Origin of the sequence: Massilia luteola (assembly GCF_034420155.1) — a bacterium.
GTDB classification, from domain to species: Bacteria; Pseudomonadota; Gammaproteobacteria; order Burkholderiales; family Burkholderiaceae_D; genus Telluria; species Telluria luteola.
In genome coordinates, this window is record NZ_JAXOFN010000011.1 from 14,381 (window position 1) to 31,866 (window position 17,486).

At 66.9% G+C, this 17,486-nt stretch carries 19 protein-coding genes; 12 read left to right on the forward strand and 7 right to left on the reverse strand.

Features of this window, described 5'->3' with window-relative positions; all coding sequences use genetic code 11:
• Nucleotides 1-21 precede the first annotated feature (21 nt).
• Nucleotides 22-933, reverse strand: a complete 912-nt coding sequence (locus U9J41_RS12965) for a LysR family transcriptional regulator (protein WP_322402603.1) — start codon at nucleotides 931-933, stop codon at nucleotides 22-24.
• Nucleotides 934-1,054: 121 nt separating this feature from the next.
• On the opposite strand from U9J41_RS12965, the gene U9J41_RS12970 reads away from it, so the two are divergent.
• The 8 genes from U9J41_RS12970 to U9J41_RS13005 all read left to right on the forward strand — a co-directional run bounded on the left by U9J41_RS12970 (nucleotide 1,055) and on the right by U9J41_RS13005 (nucleotide 7,488).
• On the forward strand, nucleotides 1,055-2,125 hold the full coding sequence (locus U9J41_RS12970) for a DUF475 domain-containing protein (RefSeq protein ID WP_322402604.1): 1,071 nt from the start codon (nucleotides 1,055-1,057) through the stop codon (nucleotides 2,123-2,125).
• 181 nt (nucleotides 2,126-2,306) lie between these two features.
• Nucleotides 2,307-2,882 (forward strand): TerD family protein, encoded by a 576-nt coding sequence (locus U9J41_RS12975; protein WP_322402606.1) that lies wholly within the window; start codon nucleotides 2,307-2,309, stop codon nucleotides 2,880-2,882.
• A gap of 69 nt (nucleotides 2,883-2,951) precedes the next feature.
• Nucleotides 2,952-3,647 carry a TIGR00266 family protein gene (locus U9J41_RS12980; RefSeq protein ID WP_322402608.1) on the forward strand — a complete coding sequence of 232 codons (696 nt, stop codon included), beginning with the start codon at nucleotides 2,952-2,954 and terminating at the stop codon, nucleotides 3,645-3,647.
• A gap of 21 nt (nucleotides 3,648-3,668) precedes the next feature.
• The gene (locus U9J41_RS12985; protein ID WP_322402610.1) at nucleotides 3,669-4,250 is read left to right on the forward strand and encodes a TerD family protein; all 582 of its coding nucleotides are present in this window, start codon (nucleotides 3,669-3,671) and stop codon (nucleotides 4,248-4,250) included.
• Nucleotides 4,251-4,434: 184 nt separating this feature from the next.
• Complete coding sequence (locus U9J41_RS12990) at nucleotides 4,435-4,737, forward strand: PAAR domain-containing protein (protein ID WP_322402613.1); 303 nt, start codon at nucleotides 4,435-4,437, stop codon at nucleotides 4,735-4,737.
• A 62-nt stretch (nucleotides 4,738-4,799) separates the two neighbouring features.
• Entirely contained in the window at nucleotides 4,800-5,195 is a 396-nt protein-coding gene (locus U9J41_RS12995; protein ID WP_322402615.1) for a GntR family transcriptional regulator, read from the forward strand.
• Nucleotides 5,192-6,064, forward strand: a complete 873-nt coding sequence (locus U9J41_RS13000; protein ID WP_322402617.1) for an ABC transporter ATP-binding protein — start codon at nucleotides 5,192-5,194, stop codon at nucleotides 6,062-6,064. The genes U9J41_RS12995 and U9J41_RS13000 overlap by 4 nt, the downstream gene beginning before the upstream one ends.
• Nucleotides 6,061-7,488, forward strand: a complete 1,428-nt coding sequence (locus tag U9J41_RS13005; protein WP_322402618.1) for a hypothetical protein — start codon at nucleotides 6,061-6,063, stop codon at nucleotides 7,486-7,488. Before U9J41_RS13000 ends, U9J41_RS13005 begins: the two co-directional genes overlap by 4 nt.
• Here U9J41_RS13005 and ggt read toward each other — a convergent pair whose 3' ends face one another.
• From ggt to U9J41_RS13020, 3 genes are all read right to left on the reverse strand, one after another.
• The gene (ggt, locus tag U9J41_RS13010) at nucleotides 7,489-9,243 is read right to left on the reverse strand and encodes a gamma-glutamyltransferase (protein ID WP_322402620.1); all 1,755 of its coding nucleotides are present in this window, start codon (nucleotides 9,241-9,243) and stop codon (nucleotides 7,489-7,491) included.
• Nucleotides 9,244-9,277: 34 nt separating this feature from the next.
• Entirely contained in the window at nucleotides 9,278-9,673 is a 396-nt protein-coding gene (locus U9J41_RS13015) for a hypothetical protein (RefSeq protein WP_322402622.1), read from the reverse strand.
• 98 nt (nucleotides 9,674-9,771) lie between these two features.
• Nucleotides 9,772-10,368 carry a glutathione S-transferase gene (locus tag U9J41_RS13020; protein WP_322402624.1) on the reverse strand — a complete coding sequence of 199 codons (597 nt, stop codon included), beginning with the start codon at nucleotides 10,366-10,368 and terminating at the stop codon, nucleotides 9,772-9,774.
• Between the two features lie 148 nt (nucleotides 10,369-10,516).
• Here U9J41_RS13020 and U9J41_RS13025 point away from each other — a divergent pair, with 148 nt between their 5' ends.
• The 3 genes from U9J41_RS13025 to U9J41_RS13035 are packed head-to-tail and all read left to right on the forward strand — an operon-like array spanning nucleotide 10,517 to nucleotide 13,286.
• Nucleotides 10,517-11,743, forward strand: a complete 1,227-nt coding sequence (locus U9J41_RS13025) for an acyltransferase family protein (RefSeq protein WP_322402626.1) — start codon at nucleotides 10,517-10,519, stop codon at nucleotides 11,741-11,743.
• Between the two features lie 47 nt (nucleotides 11,744-11,790).
• The gene (locus U9J41_RS13030) at nucleotides 11,791-12,675 is read left to right on the forward strand and encodes a dienelactone hydrolase family protein (RefSeq protein ID WP_322402627.1); all 885 of its coding nucleotides are present in this window, start codon (nucleotides 11,791-11,793) and stop codon (nucleotides 12,673-12,675) included.
• Nucleotides 12,675-13,286: a nucleotidyltransferase family protein gene (locus tag U9J41_RS13035; protein ID WP_322402628.1), complete on the forward strand. Its 612-nt coding sequence runs from the start codon at nucleotides 12,675-12,677 to the stop codon at nucleotides 13,284-13,286. Before U9J41_RS13030 ends, U9J41_RS13035 begins: the two co-directional genes overlap by 1 nt.
• Here U9J41_RS13035 and U9J41_RS13040 read toward each other — a convergent pair.
• Complete coding sequence (locus U9J41_RS13040) at nucleotides 13,199-14,401, reverse strand: YbfB/YjiJ family MFS transporter (RefSeq protein WP_322402629.1); 1,203 nt, start codon at nucleotides 14,399-14,401, stop codon at nucleotides 13,199-13,201. The two genes, U9J41_RS13035 and U9J41_RS13040, sit on opposite strands and share 88 nt — an antisense overlap.
• A 132-nt stretch (nucleotides 14,402-14,533) precedes the next feature.
• Between U9J41_RS13040 and U9J41_RS13045 the strand changes: the two genes are divergently transcribed.
• Nucleotides 14,534-15,448, forward strand: a complete 915-nt coding sequence (locus tag U9J41_RS13045) for a LysR family transcriptional regulator (protein WP_322402630.1) — start codon at nucleotides 14,534-14,536, stop codon at nucleotides 15,446-15,448.
• 7 nt (nucleotides 15,449-15,455) lie between these two features.
• Here the strand turns inward: U9J41_RS13045 and rpoH are convergent, their stop codons facing one another.
• Together rpoH and U9J41_RS13055 are read right to left on the reverse strand one after the other, a co-directional pair.
• Nucleotides 15,456-16,346 (reverse strand): RNA polymerase sigma factor RpoH, encoded by an 891-nt coding sequence (gene rpoH, locus U9J41_RS13050; RefSeq protein ID WP_322402631.1) that lies wholly within the window; start codon nucleotides 16,344-16,346, stop codon nucleotides 15,456-15,458.
• A 446-nt stretch (nucleotides 16,347-16,792) separates the two neighbouring features.
• Nucleotides 16,793-17,437, reverse strand: coding sequence for a hypothetical protein (locus U9J41_RS13055; RefSeq protein WP_322402632.1), 645 nt, complete (start codon nucleotides 17,435-17,437; stop codon nucleotides 16,793-16,795).
• Between the last annotated feature and the right edge of the window lie 49 nt (nucleotides 17,438-17,486).

The following is a 17,486-nucleotide window of genomic DNA, read 5'->3' on the forward strand; positions in this document are numbered from 1 at the left end:
AGTCGAGCTGCATTGTAACGGTCAGGTGCCGCCCCCGGTCTTTTGTGACCCCGCGAGGATGGCCTCGACCGCCGGATGCATGATCTTGCGGTCGCTCGAGATCATGTAGAACTGTTCGCGCACGCTCGGCACCGATCCCACCCGCACGGCGCCGAACTGCTCGGCCACGTCGTCCGCCAGTGCGGCCGGCGCGAAGAACAGGCCCAGGCCGCGCCGGCCGAACGTGTTGAGGAGGGCGTTGTCCTCGAACTCCCCGACCACGTCCGGCCGCACGTGGTGCTGCACGAACCATTCGTCGATCTTGCCGCGCAGGGCATTATTACGTGCCGGCAGCAGGAACGGCGCGCCGTTCAGATTCTGCGGGAAACCGTCGCCCGCGCCGCCGTAACGCTGCGCGAGCGCGGAGGCGCCCACGACCACCATCTCGCTGTCGAACAGCTGGTGGCTGAACACCTTCAACGTCGCGCCGGCGCGCACTTCGCGGTCGGTCAGCACGACGTCCAGCTTGTGCAGCGCGAGGTCGGCCAGCAGGGCCTCGAACTGGTCTTCGTAGCAGACGATGCGCACCGGCCGGTCCATCCGCGTGACCGCTTCCAGCATGCGATACGCGGACAGCTTCGGCAGCGAGTCTGAGATGCCCACCGTGAGGCGGGTGCGGCCGCTGTCGAATTCGTTCAGCGCTTCCTGCATCTGCTCGCCCAGCAGGAAGATCTGGTCGGCATAACCCAGCGCCAGCCGGCCCGCCTCCGTCAGCACGAGGCGGCGGCCCTGCTGCGCGAACAGCGTCTTGCCCAGCGATTGTTCGAGCAGGGTCAGTTGCGAGCTGACCGTCTGCACGGCGAGCCCCAGGCGCTCGGCGGCGCGCGTGATGCCCCCTTCGTTGGCCACGACCCAGAAGTAGTACAGGTGACGGAAATTGATGTCGGTTTTCATTATCAGGTGAATAACTCAGATTTTTACGAAGTAATTCTCAAGTTATCTTCGCTTTTTCAATTCGATGATCGCCTCTACACTGCGCCTTGTCAACAACATACATCCCAGAGGGGAGAAGAAAATGAAGCATTTCCGAGTGTCATTCGTCGTCACGGCCTTGTGCCTGCTGGGCTCGGCCTGGTGGGGCTATTCGCACGCCGGCATCGCCGGCGCGGTGACCGCGACGGGTATCGCCGCGATTCTCGCCGTCATGGAAGTCTCGCTGTCGTTCGACAACGCGGTGGTCAACGCCTCCGTGCTGAAGACCTGGGACCCGTTCTGGAAAAAGCTGTTCCTGGGCGTCGGCATCATCATCGCCGTCTTCGGCATGCGTTTGCTGTTCCCGCTCGTGATCGTCGCGGTGGCGGCCAACCTGGGCCTGATGGACGTGTGGAACATGGCGTTGCAGGATCCCAAGCAGTACTCGATGCACCTGACGAACCACCACGCGGAAGTGGCGGCGTTCGGCGGCATGTTCCTGCTGCTGGTCTTCCTGAACTTCCTGTTCGATGACGAGAAGGAGCACCACTGGCTCGGCCACATCGAAGAGAAGCTCGGATCGCTCGGCAAGGTGTCGTCGATCTCGGTGATGATCGCGATCGGCGCGCTGATGGCCAGCCTGTCGCTCGTGACCGAAGCGCAGAAGATGGTCGTGCTGATGTCGGGCCTGTGGGGCATCCTGATCTACGTCGGCGTGGACGTGCTGTCGAACATGCTGGAGAAGTCGGAAGAGGGCGGCGGCGACGTCGGCGAGATGGTCAAGCGCGGCGGTATCGGCGGCTTCCTGTACCTGGAAGTGCTGGATGCGTCGTTCAGCTTCGACGGCGTGATCGGCGCCTTCGCGATCACCAACGACGTCGTGATCATCATGCTGGGCCTCGCGATCGGTGCGATGTTCGTGCGTTCGCTGACGGTGTACCTGGTGGAGAAGGGCACGCTCGACCAGTTCGTGTACCTGGAACACGGCGCCCACTACGCGATCGGCATCCTGGCGTTCATCATGCTGGCCAGTATGAAGTTCCACGTGCCGGAGATGGTGACGGGTCTCGCGGGTGTCGCCTTCATCGGTGCCTCGGTGTGGTCGTCGATCCGGTATCGCAGGAAGCAGGAAGCGTTGGGACTGGATCGTAAAGAGTTGGTAACGGTGGAATGACGTAGGGTGGGCTCCCCGAGCCCACGCGGAAGCAGGCGGTACACAAACGTCGCGCCGACGCGGAAGCGGGCGACACGCAAACGGCCGCGTTGGCGGTAGGGTGGACAGCTCGGCTGACCACGCGTTCGGCCAGTGTGTAAATGAACGAAGAAGCATCTTTTAACTCTGAAGGAGAACCATCATGGCAATCAGTCTGCAAAAAGGCGGCAACGTCAACCTGTCGAAGGAAGCACCGGGCCTCGCGAACCTGAAACTGGGTCTCGGCTGGGACGTGCGCAGCACCGACGGCGCGGCGTTCGACCTGGACGGCGTCGTGTTCCTGCTGAACCAGGCCGGCAAGGTGCGTTCGGATGCCGACTTCATCTTCTACAACAACCTGAAGTCGAGCGACGGTTCGGTGGAGCACTCGGGCGACAACCGCACCGGCGCCGGCGACGGCGACGACGAGACCGTGTCCATCGATCTCACCAGGGTGCCGGCCGACGTCGACCGCGTCGTCCTCGCCGTGACGATCCACGACGGCGACGTCCGCCGCCAGAACTTCGGCCAGGTCGGCAAGGCGTTCATCCGCTGCGTGAACGGCGGGAACAACAGCGAGATCGCCCGCTACGACCTGTCCGAGGACGGTTCGACCGAATCGGCGATGATTTTCGGCGAGGTGTATCGTAACGGCGCGGACTGGAAGTTCCGCGCCGTGGGCCAGGGCTTCAACGGCGGCCTCGGCCCCCTCGCCAAGAACTACGGCGTGGCCGTTTGAACGAACTTGCATTGCCCGGGCAGCGATGCCGGGGCAATGCAGGCCCTCTTGTTAAAGGAAGCCAGCAAAATGCCAGTGTTTACCGTGACCGGGGACGTCGATCCCTTCCTGCATGTGTCGCTCAAGCGCGGCGAAACCATCTACTGCGAGTCGGATGCGATGGTCATGATGGAATCGACGCTCGACCTCAAGGGCAAGATGAAGGGCGGCCTTGGCAGCGCGCTGATGCGCACCTTCGCCAACGGCGAGTCGTTCTTCCAGCAGCACATCGAAGCGGCCCGCGGCGACGGCGACTGCCTGCTGTCCCCCACGCTGCCGGGTGCGATGCAGGTGGTCGACTGCGGCCCGAACCAGTACATCATCAGTGACGGCGCGTTCGTCGCGGCGGCCTCCGGCGTGGACCTGCGCGTGCGTACCCAGAGCCTGGGCAACGCGCTGTTCGCCCAGAGCGGCGGCTTTTTCGTGACCGAGACCTCGGGCAGCGGACAGGTCGTCGTGTCGGGCTTCGGGTCGATGAGCGTGCTGGACGTCGAGCCGGGCAAGGACGCGATCATCGACAACTCGCACGTCGTCGCCTGGGACAGCACCCTGCATTACGAGATATCGATCACGACCGGCACCAGCGGCGGCTTCCTGGGCAATCTCATCAACAGCCAGACCAGCGGCGAAGGCATCGTCCTGCGCTTCTCCGGTCGCGGCAAGATCTACGTCTGTTCGCGCAACCGCACCGCATTCAAAGCCTGGATGCAGGCGCCGGGGCGCTGACGTTTTAAGAGGAGTAATGACATGGCAGTGAATTTGCAGAAGGGCCAGAAGATCTCGCTCGAGAAGGAAGCCGGCGGCGCCCTGTCCCGCGTGACGATGGGCCTCGGTTGGGACGTCGCGAAGAAGGGCGGCTTTTTCGGCTTCGGCGCGAAGAGCGAAGCGGTCGACCTCGATGCATCCGTCGTCATGTTCGACGACGCGAACCGTCCGGTCGACGTGGTCTGGTTCCGCCAGCTCAAGAGCAAGGACGGCAGCATCACGCACACGGGCGACAACCGCACCGGCGCCGGCGAAGGCGACGACGAGCAGATCATCGTCGACCTGCGCACGGTCCCGGTGGACGTGAAGGCGCTCGTCTTCACCGTCAACAGCTTCACGGGCCAGAATTTTTCGACCGTGCAGAACGCGTTCTGCCGCCTGTTCGACACGAACAGCGGCAAGGAGATCGCGCGCTACGACCTGTCCGTGCAGGGCTCGCACACGGCCCAGATCATGGCCAAGCTGTACCGCCATAACGGCGAGTGGAAGATGCATGCGATCGGCGACAACGCCACCGGCCGCACGTTCGACGATCTCATGCCGCTGATCGTGCCGCACCTGTAACCACGTTTTTTGTCGTCCCCGCGGACCAGTCTCCGTCCGCGGATCCAACGTGGGCGGCTTGGCGCCCACGCCTTTCAACGGCTCCCTCGCGGAGCCGTCTTTTTTGAGATTGACGGCGATCAGCCGCCGGTCGTACCTGCACGCGTAGATTGGGCTTCCTGTCACATCCATTCATGGAGGAACGATGAAGCGCTACCACATCACGCTGGGCGCCGGGACCACGGCGGGAGGCACCGTCGTCACCGCGTCGAGCCTGTCGTCGATCAACGGTGTGCCCACGGCAGTGGAAGGGGATACGATCAGCTGTCCGCGCTGCCACAGCGACGGGGTGATCGTTTGCGACGGTCCCCGGCTTCCCGATCACTGGAACGGCAGGCGGTTCGCCTTGCAGGACGATCTGTGCGTGTGCAAATGTGTTCCGGCGCCGCGCCTGCAGGCGATCCAGACGTTGAAGTGCCAGCATGTGCAGGCGGAAGCGGACAGCTGAAAAGTCCTTGACTTCGCCCGTTTTTCATCCTACTGTATTACTCAATTAATACAGTAGATACCATGCCCACACACCCCGCCACCCTGTTTTCGATCGCGACCGGTTCGCCGGAACCGATCTACCGCCAGCTCGTCGAGCAGGTGCGCCGCCTGGCGGCCAGCGGCCAGCTCCGGCCCGGCGACGAGATGCCGTCCGTGCGCGAGATCGCCCAGGCGCTGGCGCTGAACCCGATGACCGTCTCGAAGGCGTACGGCCTGCTCGAGATGGACGGCGTGCTCGCGCGCCGGCGCGGGCTTGGCATGGTGGTGGCCGATTCCGCCGCGCCGGCCGCGAAGGCCGATATCCTCGGCCTGCTCCGCCCCACGCTCGAACGCGCCGCCGTGGAGGCGCGCCAGCTCGAGCTCGACACCGACACCGTCCTGTCCCTGTTCGCAACCATTCTGAAGGAAACAAAATGAGTGCCCCCATCGTTCGCATGTCTTCGGTCAGCAAGCATTTCGGCAGCCAGCGGGTGCTCGAAGGACTCGACTGGCAAATCGCGCCGGGCCAGGTGATCGGCCTGCTGGGCCGCAACGGCGCCGGCAAGTCCACGCTGCTCGAATGCATGCTCGGGCTGCGCGAGGCCGACGGCGGCGAGGTCGCGCTGTTCGGCGAGCGCGTGGCCGCGCTGTCGGACGACGCACGCGGACGCATCGGCTACGTCCCGCAGCGCACCGACCTGTTCGAGTGGCTCACGCCCGTGCAGATGTTCGATTATTTCAAGGCCATGTACCCGCGCTGGAACCAGGCCAAGGTCGAGGGCCTGCTGTCGCGCTGGGGCTTCGGGCCGCTGCTGCGCAACAAGCCGATCAAGCGGCTGTCCGGCGGCGAGCAGCAGCGCCTCGCCATCATCCGCGCGCTGGCGCACGATCCCGAATTGCTGATCCTCGACGAACCCGTGTCCGCGCTCGACCCCGTCGGGCGGCGCGAATTCCTGCGCGAGCTGGTCGACCAGGTGATCGAGCGCGGCACGACGGTCGTGTTCTCCACGCACATCCTGTCCGACCTGGAACGCGTCGCGTTCGACCTCGCCTTCCTGAAGGATGGCCGTATCGCGCTGCAGGGCCAGACGGACGCGCTGCTGGAAGGTGCGCGCCGCGTCGTCGTCCCGGCCGCCGCGTTGCCGGGCGCGCCGCTGGCGGGGGAAGTGCGCCGGCGCCAGGAGGGCGGCATGACGAGCGTGATCGTGCAGGCGCCCGGTGACGACGTCGCGCGTCTCGCGCGCGCGCCGGGCGTGCGCGTGGAAGCGTTGAGCCTCGAAGACCTCTTCATCGAGGTGACGCAATGAACGCCGCGCTGGAGGACTATCGCATCATCTGGCGCGCGGCCGCGGCGCAGCGCGAGCCGGGTGTGGTGCGCGCGCTGTACGTGACCGCGGGCGCCGTGGGCGCCTGCGGCGTCATCGTGGCCGTCCTGGGCGACCTGAACGCCGTGCAGGCGCTGCGCTTCATCATCGCCGTCGCCTTCATGGCGCTGGCGTTCATCTGGACATTCCTGTTCGTGCCCGGTTCCATCCGCATGAATTCGCCCATCAATGCCTGGCTGCTGCCGCGCCAGCGCCGCCGCCTGCTGCAGATGACGGCGGCATACTTGTTGGTCGCCACGCTCGGCATCGCGTACGGCCTCGGCGACTGGAACGTGCTGCCGATCGTCGCACTCGGCACGCTGGGCATGGCGTTGCTGATGGCGGGGAATAAATATGTGCCTTACCTGCTCATGGCGGCCGGTAACGCGCCCTGGCTGGTGCAGACCGTGCTGCCGCCGGCGTGGGCGGGGTGGATGACCGGGAGCGCCGCCATCCGGGCGCTGGACATCCTGATCCTGCCCGCCACGGCGTGGGGCCTGTGCTGGCTCTATCCGGCCGGCGGGGACGCGTACCTCGCACGACGTGCGGACCAGCTCAAGCGCGTGAGCCACTTCGCATTCCGCACCGGGAACAAGGACCCCCTGCCCGACGGCATGGTCCGGGAGGGCAATCTGTCGTTCTATCGCATCGCGCTCGGCTGCGACCGGCGCCGCGCCGATCCGGCCGCCATGCTGATGCACGCGCTGGGACCGACGGCGCACTGGACTGCCTGGATCGGCGCCATCGCGGTCATGTTGCTCATCGCCGGCGGTGCGGGCATCGTCCTGGGCTGGTCGCGCGGCGCTGCCGTGCAAACGTTCGTCGGCCAGATGATCATCGTCGGTCCAGGCCTGCTGGCGCTGCTCGTCTTGTTCAGCACCGCCCAATACGGTCAGCAGCTGCGCCGCACGCGGGGCGAGCAGGCCTTACTGCGCTTGACCCCACTGGCCGGCGACACCGTTCAGCTGAACCGGCGCCTCGCCACGCGCCTGCTGCGCCAGGCGCTCTCGATCTGGGTCTTGCTGACCGTGGCCGTGCTGGCTGTGGTGCTGCCGTTCGCATCCGGTCCGGACGCGCTGCTGCGCCAGCTCGGCCTGTGCTGCCTGGCCGGCCAGGCGGCGATGATGGGCCTGCTGGGCGATTATGCGAGCGAGTGTGGCGGCTGGAGCACGGCGCTGGCGTTGCGTGCCGGCGCCTATGTGCTCGTCCAGGCGCTCGTGGCGATGGGCCTGGGCCGGCTCACCGGTACGACGGCCTGGCCATGGCTGGTCGCGCTCCCGCTGGCCGTCTGCGTCGTCCAGCTGCGGCACGACTGGCGCCGCATGCTGGCCGCCCCGCCCGCGTTCCCCGCGGGGCGCATGGCGTGATCAGTGCCCGCGCTTCTGCACGAGCGCCGTCCCGGTGCCGTGGCGGTGGCCTTCGCTGACGGCCGTCACGGTGCCGTCCGGATTGAACACGATGGCGTTGGCCGCGCCGATTTCTTCCGGCTTCGCTTCCCACTTGTGGCCGAATTTTTCCAGCGCCTCGGCCTGCGGCGTGCCCGGGAAGCCCGGTTCAACCGAGGTCTCCTTGTTGTTCCGTTGCGATAGGCGCGGCGCGTCGATGGCCTGGTCCATGGACATGCCGAGGTCGACGTAGTTGACGATCGTCTGCAGCACCGTCGTGATGATCGTGGCGCCGCCCGGGCTGCCGATGGTGAAGGCGGGCTTGCCGTCCTTGAAGGCGATCGTCGGCGCCATGCTGCTGCGCGGGCGCTTGCCGGCTTCGGGAATGTTCGGTGCCGGACCGGTAAAATCGAAGTCCGTCAGCTCGTTATTCAGCAGGAAGCCGTAGCCCGGCACGACGATGCCGCTGCCGCCCCACGATTCGATCGTGAACGTGTAGGCGACGACGTTGCCCCATTTGTCGGACACCGTCAGGTGCGTCGTGTGCGTGCCCTCGCGCATGATCATGTTCTGCTGCGGACGCAGCGGGAAGCTCTTGTCGTTCTCGTACAGGAAGGCGTCGCCGGCCGGGACGACGCCGGCCGCGCGGTCGGCCCGGATCAGCGAGCGGCGCTGCGCCGCGAACTGCTTCGACAGCATGCCTTCGATGGGCGCGTCGACGTATTCCGGATCGGCGACGTAGGCGTTGCGGTCGGCGAACGCGAGGCGGCTCGCCTCCAGGTACAGGTGCAGCGCGTTCGCGCGCGGCATGGATTTCAGGTCGAAGCCTTCGAGGATGTTCAGCGCCTCGGCCACCGTCACGCCGCCGCTGCTGGGCGGCGGCATGCCATAGATATCGTAGCCGCGGTAGGTGGAGCGGATCGGCTGGCGGATGCGGACCTCGTAGTTCGCGAGGTCCGCGAGGCTCATCGTGCCGGGCCGGACCTGGCTGCCGGCCGTGACGGGCGGGCGGTTGACGGCGGCGGCGACGGCGCGCGCCAGCGGGCCTTCGTAAAACGTTTTATACCCTTTCGCGGCCAGTTCCCGATACGCCTTGGCGAGGTCGGGATTCTTGATGATCGCCCCGGTCGGCAGCGCCTTGCCGTCTTTCAGGTACAGCCGGCTGGTCGTCTCGAACATGCCGAATTTTTTTTCGTTTTCGACCATCAGCCCGTGCAGCGTGTCGTTGACGGGGAAGCCTTTTGTCGCGACCTGGATCGCGGGCGCCAGCACCTGCTTGAACGACATCGTGCCGTAGCGCTCCAGCGCCTCGTGCCAGCCGCGCACGGTGCCCGGCACGCCGACGGACGCGCCGCTGGCGACGGCCGTGTCGAAATCGATCGGCTTGCCGTTGTCCTGGAAGACGGCGGGGCTGAACGACGCGGGCGCCGTTTCGCGGTGGTCGATCGTGATCACGCGCTTGTCCTTGGCGAGGTACACGACCATGAAGCCGCCGCCGCCGATGCCGCAGCTGAACGGATCGGTGACGCCGAGCGTGGCGGCCGCCGCGACGGCCGCGTCGACGGCATTGCCGCCCTGGTTGAGGATGGCGAGCGCCGCCGCCGACGCCTTTTCGCTGATGGTGGCGACGGCGCCGCCGGTGCCGGTGGCGACCGGGGTCTTGGCCAGCGCGAGCGGCGGTGCCAGGACGATGGAGAGGATCAGCCCGCAGGCGAGGGTTTTGACTGAGTGGGTCATGGCTGGCGCAGGGAGTGGGTGATCGTGGCTGGGCTCATTTCGTGCTGACCTTGAGCGTGACGGGAATGACGTCGCCCGGGCGCATCGTGCCGGCCGCGCGCGCGGGCGGGATCGCGGAGGTGTCGAGCGCGATGCGGGCGCCGTGCAGCGAGGCCGGCGCGGCCGTCGGCTGGTCGGGACCGAGCGTGAATTCTTCGGCGCCGTCCGGGCCGGAAATGAGGAAACGGAAGATCAGCCGCCCGGCCCAGATGCAGCGGGTGTTCGCGGGACAGCGGCTGTCGCTGTAGCTGTCGTAGGTGAGGACGAGGCCGCGCGCCAGCTCGACGCGCTGCTCGGGCCGGAGCGGATACACGCCCTCGTGCAGCGGCGCGGCGGCGCAGCCGGCCAGGATAGTCATCAGCAACATGGCGAACGGGCGCGGCAGCGTCATGGAGCGTCCTTGTGTGCGTTTAGACAATCATAGCAAAATCGCCCGTCGGGGCCGGCGCGGCTCGGCCTCGACGGGCGGACGGTCCCGCCACGCGCCGTTCAGTCGATCGGATAGCGTTGGAACACGGGCAGCGCTTCCGCGCGCGCGGCCCAGGCGGCCAGGCGCGGGAAGTCGTCGCGCGCGACGATCTGCGGCACCATCAACCGGACGAACGACCACGTGACGGCGGCCGTGATGGCGGCCTGGTCGAGGGCGGCGACGTCGAACGCGTCCGCATCGGCCTCCAGCAGCCTCAATGCGGCGAGCAATTGTTCCTGCACGCGGTCGAGCCAGGGCTGGTGCAGCTTTTCCGCCGGGCGCAACGTGTGTTCGTAGACGACCTGCGCCGTCTTTTCGCACGCGGCCAGCGCCGGGCCGATGGCGCGCAGGGCTTGCGCGCGCGCGGCCGGGGCGGGCGGCAGCAGGGAGCGGCCCGTCAGTGCTTCGGCGTACTCGAGCATCAAGGTGGAATCGATCAGGAACGAACCGTCGTCCAGGACGAGCGTCGGCGCCTTGACCGTCGGATTGATCGCGGCGAATTCGTCGAAGTTGCGGAACACGGACAGCGACTTGTGTTCGAACGGGACGTCGAGCAGGTCGAACGAAATGGCGACGCGGCGGACAAACGGCGAATCGAGCATGCCGATGAGTTGCATGGGATCTCCTGAGGGTTGCAGTTGCGGTTGCGGTGGTCTTTCATTCTATTGCCTTTGGGCTAATGCTGCTGGTTATGCAACATGACTTGACGGCGGCGCCATCGCCGGTGGATATTTGAAATCGGTTTCATAAATAAAGGGGGAAGCGATGCGCGACCCGATACGTTTCGATGCCGGCGTCGCGGCGGGCCTGCCACGGCAGGCCGGGGTCGAGGCTGGCGCGGCGCGGCCGGACGAGGATGCCGGCACGCGCGCGCCGCGCGTGCTTGCCATCGACCTGCTGCGCGGCCTGGCTGTGATGGGCATGGTGATGGTCGCGTACGCGGGCGGCTGGGAGCACCGCTTCACGTTCCTGACGCACGCCGACTGGCGCGGCTTCGCGATCGCCGACATGATCTTCCCGGCCTTCCTGTTCTGCGCGGGCGCCGCGCTGCCGTACGCGCTGCGGCGGCGCGCGGACCAGGGCAGAACCGCCCTCGTGGGCCACGTGCTGCGCCGCGCTGGCGCGCTGGTCGCGCTCGGCGTCGTCCTGAACCTGCTGCCCGGCTTCGACGTCGCCCACGTCCGCCTGCCCGGCATCCTGCAGCGCATCGGCCTGTGCTATGCCATCGTGGGCACGGGGTGCGCGCTGGCGCTGCGCCGCGACGGCATCTCCGTGGCCGCGCTGGTCGCAGCGATCGTCGCGCTGCTGGTGGGCTATGCGGGGCTGCTGCTCGCGTGGGATGCGCCCGGCTGCGGCCGTGCCTGCTTCGATTCGATGCATGCGCTGCCGGCCGTCGTCGACCGCGCCGTGTTCGGCGTGCCGCACCTGTGGCCGTGGGGCCGGACGGGCGATATCGTCACGTACGATCCGGAAGGGCTCGTGGCCACCCTGGGCGCGCTCGTCAACGTGCTGTTCGGCGCGACGGCGTCCGTGCTGCTCATGCGCTCGCACAGGCGCGCCACGCTGACGGGCCTCGCCGTCGCCGGCGTGGCCTGCCTGCTGGCCGGCTTCGTGCTCGATCCGCTCGTCCCCGTCGTCAAGAAGCTGTGGACACCCAGCTTTGCCCTGCTGTCCGGCGGCTTCACGCTGCTGGCCTTGCTCGCCCTGATGCGCCTCGTGCCGCCCGGGCGGGAAGCACCCGCGTGGACGCGGCCGGTGCTGGCATTCGGCACCAATGCGACGCTGGCCTTCGTCGGCATCACCTTGCTCGACACGCTGCTGCAACTGCCGCTGGGCGGCGCGGGCAGCGGGCACGATCTGCTGGCGGGGTTGCTGGCGCGCGCGATCCCGCAGGCGCGGGTCGCGTCGGCCGCCTATTCGGCCTTGCTGTTGCTCGTGCTGGGCGCGGGGCTGTGGCAGCTGTACAAGCGGCGCATCGTCATCCGGATCTGAAAAACCGGCGTATGCTGGCGGTCATTCAACCGGACCGGAGACAGGTGATGACACGTTTGACCGCAGCGGATTTCGACCCCGAGGTACTGCAGCTGTTCGATGGCTATGTGCACGGCCGCGTGTCGCGCCGCGATTTTCTGTCGCGCGCGGGCCGCTATGCCGCCGGCGGCACGACGGCCGCCACGTTGCTGGCGCAGCTGTCGCCGTCGTTCGCGGCGCCGCTCGTCGCGCCCCTCGATGCGCGCCTGAAGACCAGCTACCTGGACTTCTCGTCGCCGCAGGGCTACGGCAAGGTGCACGGCTATCTCGCCGCGCCCGCGCACATCAAGGGCAAGCTGCCGACGGTCCTCGTCGTGCACGAGAACCGCGGCCTGAATCCGCACATCGAGGACATCGCGCGCCGCGTCGCGCTCGAGGGATACATCGCCTACGCGCCGGACGCGCTGTACCCGCTGGGCGGCTATCCGGGCGACGAGGACAAGGCGCGCGAACTGTTCCCCAGGCTGGACCAGGCGAAGACGCGCGCCGACTTCGTCGCCGCCGCCCGCGCGCTGGCGGCGCTGCCGCAGGGGACCGGCAAGGTCGGCGTGGTGGGCTTTTGCTACGGCGGCGGCGTCGCCAACTATCTCGCCACCCAGCTGCCGGACCTGGCCGCCGTGGTGCCGTTCTACGGCATGCAGCCGCCGGCTGGCGACGTGGCCCGCATCCGCGCGCCGCTGCTGATCCACGACGCGGGCAAGGACGAACGCATCCTGGCTGGCTGGCCCGCCTACGAGGCCGCACTGAAGGCGAACCACGTCGATTACCAGCACTTCGTGTACCCGGGCGTGGAGCACGGCTTCAACAACGATACGACGCCGCGCTACGACGCGGCGGCGGCCAGCCTGGCGTGGGGCCGCACGATGGCGTTCTTCAAGGCGAAGCTGGGGTAATGGACCGGTGGGCCGAACTGCGGGCGCTGATCGCGTCCGACGAGCGGCGCATGCGGGTGCTGCACGCCGTGCGCGACCTCGGCCTGCCCGATTGCTGGGTCGCCGCCGGGTTCGTGCGCAACCGCGTGTGGGATCATCTGCACCGGCGCGCGCCGGCGCCGCTGCCGCGGGATATCGACGTGATCTGGTTCGCGCCCGACGCGTGCGAGGCGCGGCGCGATGCCGGTCTGGAGGCGGCGTTGCTGGCGCGGGACGGCACGCTCGCGTGGTCCGTCAAGAACCAGGCGCGCATGCACGTGCGTAACGGCGATGCGCCGTATCGCTCCGCCCTCGACGCGATGCGTTTCTGGCCGGAGACCGCGACGGCCGTCGGTGTCCGGCTGGGGCCACGGGGCGATATCGACGTGGCGGCGCCGTACGGGCTGGACGATCTGTTCGGACTCGTCGTCCGGCCGACCCGGCGGTTCGCCGCGGAGAAGCATGGCGTGTACCTGGAGCGCGTCCGCGCCAAGGACTGGGAACGTCACTGGCCGCGCTTGCGGATCGACATCACATCGATGGCGAGCGACAGCCCGATGGCGCCGGTCCCGATGAGGAACAACGGGCCGTAGTCGCCGCCGTTGCGCCCGAACAGGAACGAAAAGCCCCACGCGGCCAGCGCCTGGCAGACGGCGAAGGCGGCCGTGGCCGTGCGCCACGCCTGGCCCTGCCGCTGCGGCTGGCCGGGCAGCAGTTCGTGGAGGCGACCCAGCACGAGCGGCACGGCGCCGGTGACGAAGGCGCCCACGATCAGGCTCGATGCGACCAGGGCCGCGGTCGTCGTCGCGAGCGCGGGCAGCACGACGCCGGCGGCCTGCAGTACCAATGCGAGACGCAGCGTGCGGCCGAAGCCGATGCGGTCGGCGACGTGGCCGGCGGCGATCGGCCCCACGCTGGCGCCGATGCCGAACACCACCCAGTACGCGGCGCCCGTGCGCAGGCCCAGGCCGAGGCCGCGTGCGATGAAGTCGACGAGGAACAGCATGTGCGGTACCCAGCCGACGGCGTTCAGCGCATAGCTCGCGTACAGCGCGCGCAGGCGACGGTTCGGTGCGCGGGCCATGGTTGCGGTCGCGGGCGCGGCGGAGGAGCCGTGCGGCCAGCCGCCCCAGGCGAGGGCCGTCAGCAGCAGGGCCAGCACGCCGAGCCCGAGCCAGGCGGCGCGCAGGCCCAGTTGCAGGAGCATCGGCAGCAGCGTGCCCGATGCGACGATGCCGAGGCCGATACCCATGAAGACGATGCCGCCGACCATGCCGCGCCGCTGCGCCGGCACATGCGGCAGCACGGTCGGGGCCGCCAACACCATCAGCGCGCCGCCGGCCAGGCCGGACAGGAAGCGCCACACGAAGAACCACGGCGCGCCCGCCGGCCAGGCGCACGCGAGCAGCGAGAGACCGGTCAGCAGCATCATCGAGCGCAGCGTCGTCGCGGGCGAGAGCCGGGCCGCGATCGGCCGGCCCAGCAGGGCGCCCGCAAGATAGCCGGCCAGGTTGGCGGCGCCCAGGTAGGCGGCCAGCGCCGGCGAAAACCAGTGCGCGGAGACCAGCGCCGGCAGCAGCGGCGTGTACGCGAAGCGGGCGAGGCCGATGCCGACGAGGCTGGCGGAAAAGCCGGCCAGCGCGGCGTGCCAGGCGCGGACGGGACGGGCATGGTCGCCGGGCCGGGCAGGGAGCGGGATCGTGTTCATGATGGGCGCGTTGATCGAGGAAACGATTCAGCTTAGGTCATACCAGCTATTTGCAGAAGCGAATGTTTGGGATAGCCGTTATCTGAAATGGAGATATGTGCTAGGCTCGATCATCGCTTGAGAGGAACCGATATGGAACTGGCCGACCTGAAAACCTTCGAGACCGTCGCCCGCCACGGCAGCATGAACCGGGCCGCAGCCGAGCTGAACACCGTGCAGTCGAACGTGACGGCACGCATCCGCGCACTGGAGCACGAGCTGGGCGTCGCGCTGTTCCGGCGCCATGCGCGCGGCGTGTCGACGACGCCGGCCGGACAGCGCATGCTGCCACTCGTCGGCCGCGTCGCCAAGCTGATGGCGGACGTCAAAATGGCGGCGCGCGACGACGGCGAACCGGCCGGCAGCCTGGAACTCGGGGCGCTGGAAACGACGATGGCCCTGCGCCTGGCGCCCGTCCTGGCCGGCTTTGCGCGCGCCCATCCGCAAGTGCGCCTGGCGGTGCACGGCGGCACGAGCGCGGCGCTGATCGACGACGTGCTTGCCGGCCGCCTCGACGGCGCGTTCGTGGCCGGGCCGGCGGACCATCCCGACCTGCTGGCGGAACCCGTGTTCAGCGAGGAACTGGTCCTTGTGACGAGCCCGGCCGTCGCCTCGCCGCAGGCGCTGGCCCGGCGGCCGGACCTGCGCACGATCGTGTTCCGCAGCGGCTGCTCGTACCGCCAGCGTCTGGACACGCTGCTCGCGTCGCTGGGCATCGTCGCGGCCCGGCCGCTGGAATTCGGCTCGCTCGACGCGATCCTGGCCTGCGTCGCGGCCGACGTCGGCATCACCCTGCTGCCGCGCGCCGTGGCGGCGCTTGCGGCAGACAACGGCGACGTCATCCTGCATCCGCTGGCGCCCGGGCTGGCCGACGTGGAAACCCTGTTCGTCCGCCGCCGCGACGCCTACGTGTCGAGCGCGCTGACGGTCTTCCTCGCGCGGGCGCGCGCGGCGCATGCGTTGCCGGAAAAACAAAAGGCACCCGAAGGTGCCCTTGTTGTCGGCTGAGGATGGCTTACACGTAAGCCGCCAGCGCCGTTTTCATCTTTTTCAGCGCGGCCGATTCGATCTGGCGGATGCGCTCGGCCGACACGCCGAATTCCTCGGCCAGCGTGTGCAGCGTGGCGCCCGAGCCGTCGTCGTTGGCCAGCCAGCGCGCTTCCACGATGCGGCGCGAACGCGGGTCCAGCTTGCCGAGGGCCGTTTCCAGGCCTTCCGATTGCAGGCGCACTTTTTCCGCGCCTTCCAGGACCTTGGTCGGTTCCTGCTGGTCCGAGGACAGGTAGGCGATCGGCGAGAACTTGTCGTCTTCGTCGTCGGTCGGCGCTTCCAGCGCGATGTCGCGGCCGGACAGGCGCGTTTCCATCTCGATCACTTCTTCGCGCTTGACGTCGAGCAGCTTCGCCAGGTCGTCGACTTGCTGCGGCGACATGGCGTCGAGACCTTGCTTGTTGCTGCGCAGGTTGAAGAACAGCTTGCGCTGTGCCTTGGTCGTCGCAACCTTGACCAGACGCCAGTTCTTCAGGATGTATTCGTGCATCTCGGCCTTGATCCAGTGCATCGCATAGGACACGAGGCGCACGCCCTGGTTCGGGTCGAAACGTTTGACGGCCTTCATCAGGCCGATATTGCCTTCCTGGATCAGGTCGGCGTGCGGCAGGCCATAGCCCAGGTAGCCGCGCGCGATCGACACGACCAGGCGCAGGTGCGACATCACCAGTTTTTGTGCGGCGTCCAGGTCATTCTTTTCCTGCAGCCGTGTTGCCAGCGAAACTTCTTCCTCGTGGGTCAGCATCGGCAGGCGGTTCACTGCCGAGATATAGGCGTCGATATTACCGAGATTGCCACTGAAACCCAGTCCCAGAGTACGACTGCCGGCCGGAACCAATGCGGATTGTGCGGACATAGTCACTCCCTCTGATTTAAGCTGCTGCATCGTCTCGCCATCTCCAGGGCCCCGGAGGCACCACTGGCTGGCTTGCGTCGGGATGCTGACGGTGCTATCAAAACCATTTCCCGCGATAGTCTGACGTTATATTAGCACTCTCTTGAGGTGAGTGCTAGGCGCCACCATATCCCTCAAGATGTGTTTAAGTTTCATTAAAGTATTGCCCGCAGGAATCGAAAAACTCGGTCGACTCAACTGTAGAGCAGGGTACGAGCGTTTTAAATGATGCACGTCAAGCACCGCGCTCATTTCGATTGAAATCGGTAGAAGACAGGTTAGGCGACCCGTGATGCGCCTTCTGTTGGTTGGCGCACGTTGTGCTGTAGGTCGATGCCTCGCGTCCGCTGCCGGATTAGACTGGCCGGCGGCGGACGGGTTCACGGGACGACGGCGATACCAGGGCATTAAATTGGCTGGGCGGCGGCCCAAGTGGCGGGAAGACGGTCGTGCCTGCCAAGCCATGGAGGAAGTGTTGGGTCTAGCCAGCCGATAACCTCGATACCCTTATCGTGTAGATCGATGAGGGGTGGCGTCAACCAAAGTAATTGCTCGTGATGGAAAACGCGGTTTCTCAACGCCCGGATCTGATTGAGTGAAGATGAAACAACGTGGCGCTGGCGTTGTGGCTTCGGGCAGCGTGGAAAAACCAGGCACAGGTCTTTCCATAGGATAGTCTGGAACTGGACGTTGAACAGAGAACTCCAGAAACCCAAGGGCAGTTCCGCAATGATTTTATCGGGTGTAAGCTCTTCGGCCCGGCGTTGCAGTTTTACTTTCGCGTTGGCGACCTCGCGAACTTGCCAGGAAAATAATGGATCGTTTGCCCAGGCTTCCCACCAGTCGGTCCGCTGGTACAGGGTCGTCAGGCGCTGGTGCGCCCCATTTTTCAGCGCGATCTCAAGCACGCTCAGCATCGGCATCATCGCCTCTGCCAGCAATATGTTGTTGATATATGCTGTTGCTGCCCTGGCTTCGTCGCCATTGCATGACGCACGATAACGTCGCAGCCGCGCCGCAGAGAAGTGTTTTTCGAGGTCGATCCAGTCCATCGCGCATCATTTTTGATCGTGCATGCTCACGATGATATACTGTGGATGC

Bases quoted from the DNA above. Each gene is read 5' to 3' on its own strand.
- U9J41_RS12995 (WP_322402615.1), top strand. From the start codon at position 4,800: ATGCCCACACACCCCGCCACCCTGTTTTCGATCGCGACCGGTTCGCCG.
- U9J41_RS12990 (WP_322402613.1), top strand. From the start codon at position 4,435: ATGAAGCGCTACCACATCACGCTGGGCGCCGGGACCACGGCGGGAGGC.
- U9J41_RS13020 (WP_322402624.1), bottom strand. From the start codon at position 10,368: ATGCAACTCATCGGCATGCTCGATTCGCCGTTTGTCCGCCGCGTCGCC.
- U9J41_RS13000 (WP_322402617.1), top strand. From the start codon at position 5,192: ATGAGTGCCCCCATCGTTCGCATGTCTTCGGTCAGCAAGCATTTCGGC.
- U9J41_RS13040 (WP_322402629.1), bottom strand. From the start codon at position 14,401: ATGAACACGATCCCGCTCCCTGCCCGGCCCGGCGACCATGCCCGTCCC.
- rpoH (WP_322402631.1), bottom strand. From the start codon at position 16,346: ATGTCCGCACAATCCGCATTGGTTCCGGCCGGCAGTCGTACTCTGGGA.
- U9J41_RS13030 (WP_322402627.1), top strand. From the start codon at position 11,791: ATGACACGTTTGACCGCAGCGGATTTCGACCCCGAGGTACTGCAGCTG.
- U9J41_RS13015 (WP_322402622.1), bottom strand. From the start codon at position 9,673: ATGACGCTGCCGCGCCCGTTCGCCATGTTGCTGATGACTATCCTGGCC.
- U9J41_RS12970 (WP_322402604.1), top strand. From the start codon at position 1,055: ATGAAGCATTTCCGAGTGTCATTCGTCGTCACGGCCTTGTGCCTGCTG.
- U9J41_RS13005 (WP_322402618.1), top strand. From the start codon at position 6,061: ATGAACGCCGCGCTGGAGGACTATCGCATCATCTGGCGCGCGGCCGCG.
- U9J41_RS13035 (WP_322402628.1), top strand. From the start codon at position 12,675: ATGGACCGGTGGGCCGAACTGCGGGCGCTGATCGCGTCCGACGAGCGG.
- U9J41_RS12985 (WP_322402610.1), top strand. From the start codon at position 3,669: ATGGCAGTGAATTTGCAGAAGGGCCAGAAGATCTCGCTCGAGAAGGAA.
- U9J41_RS12980 (WP_322402608.1), top strand. From the start codon at position 2,952: ATGCCAGTGTTTACCGTGACCGGGGACGTCGATCCCTTCCTGCATGTG.
- U9J41_RS13055 (WP_322402632.1), bottom strand. From the start codon at position 17,437: ATGGACTGGATCGACCTCGAAAAACACTTCTCTGCGGCGCGGCTGCGA.
- ggt (WP_322402620.1), bottom strand. From the start codon at position 9,243: ATGACCCACTCAGTCAAAACCCTCGCCTGCGGGCTGATCCTCTCCATC.
- U9J41_RS12975 (WP_322402606.1), top strand. From the start codon at position 2,307: ATGGCAATCAGTCTGCAAAAAGGCGGCAACGTCAACCTGTCGAAGGAA.
- U9J41_RS13025 (WP_322402626.1), top strand. From the start codon at position 10,517: ATGCGCGACCCGATACGTTTCGATGCCGGCGTCGCGGCGGGCCTGCCA.
- U9J41_RS13045 (WP_322402630.1), top strand. From the start codon at position 14,534: ATGGAACTGGCCGACCTGAAAACCTTCGAGACCGTCGCCCGCCACGGC.
- U9J41_RS12965 (WP_322402603.1), bottom strand. From the start codon at position 933: ATGAAAACCGACATCAATTTCCGTCACCTGTACTACTTCTGGGTCGTG.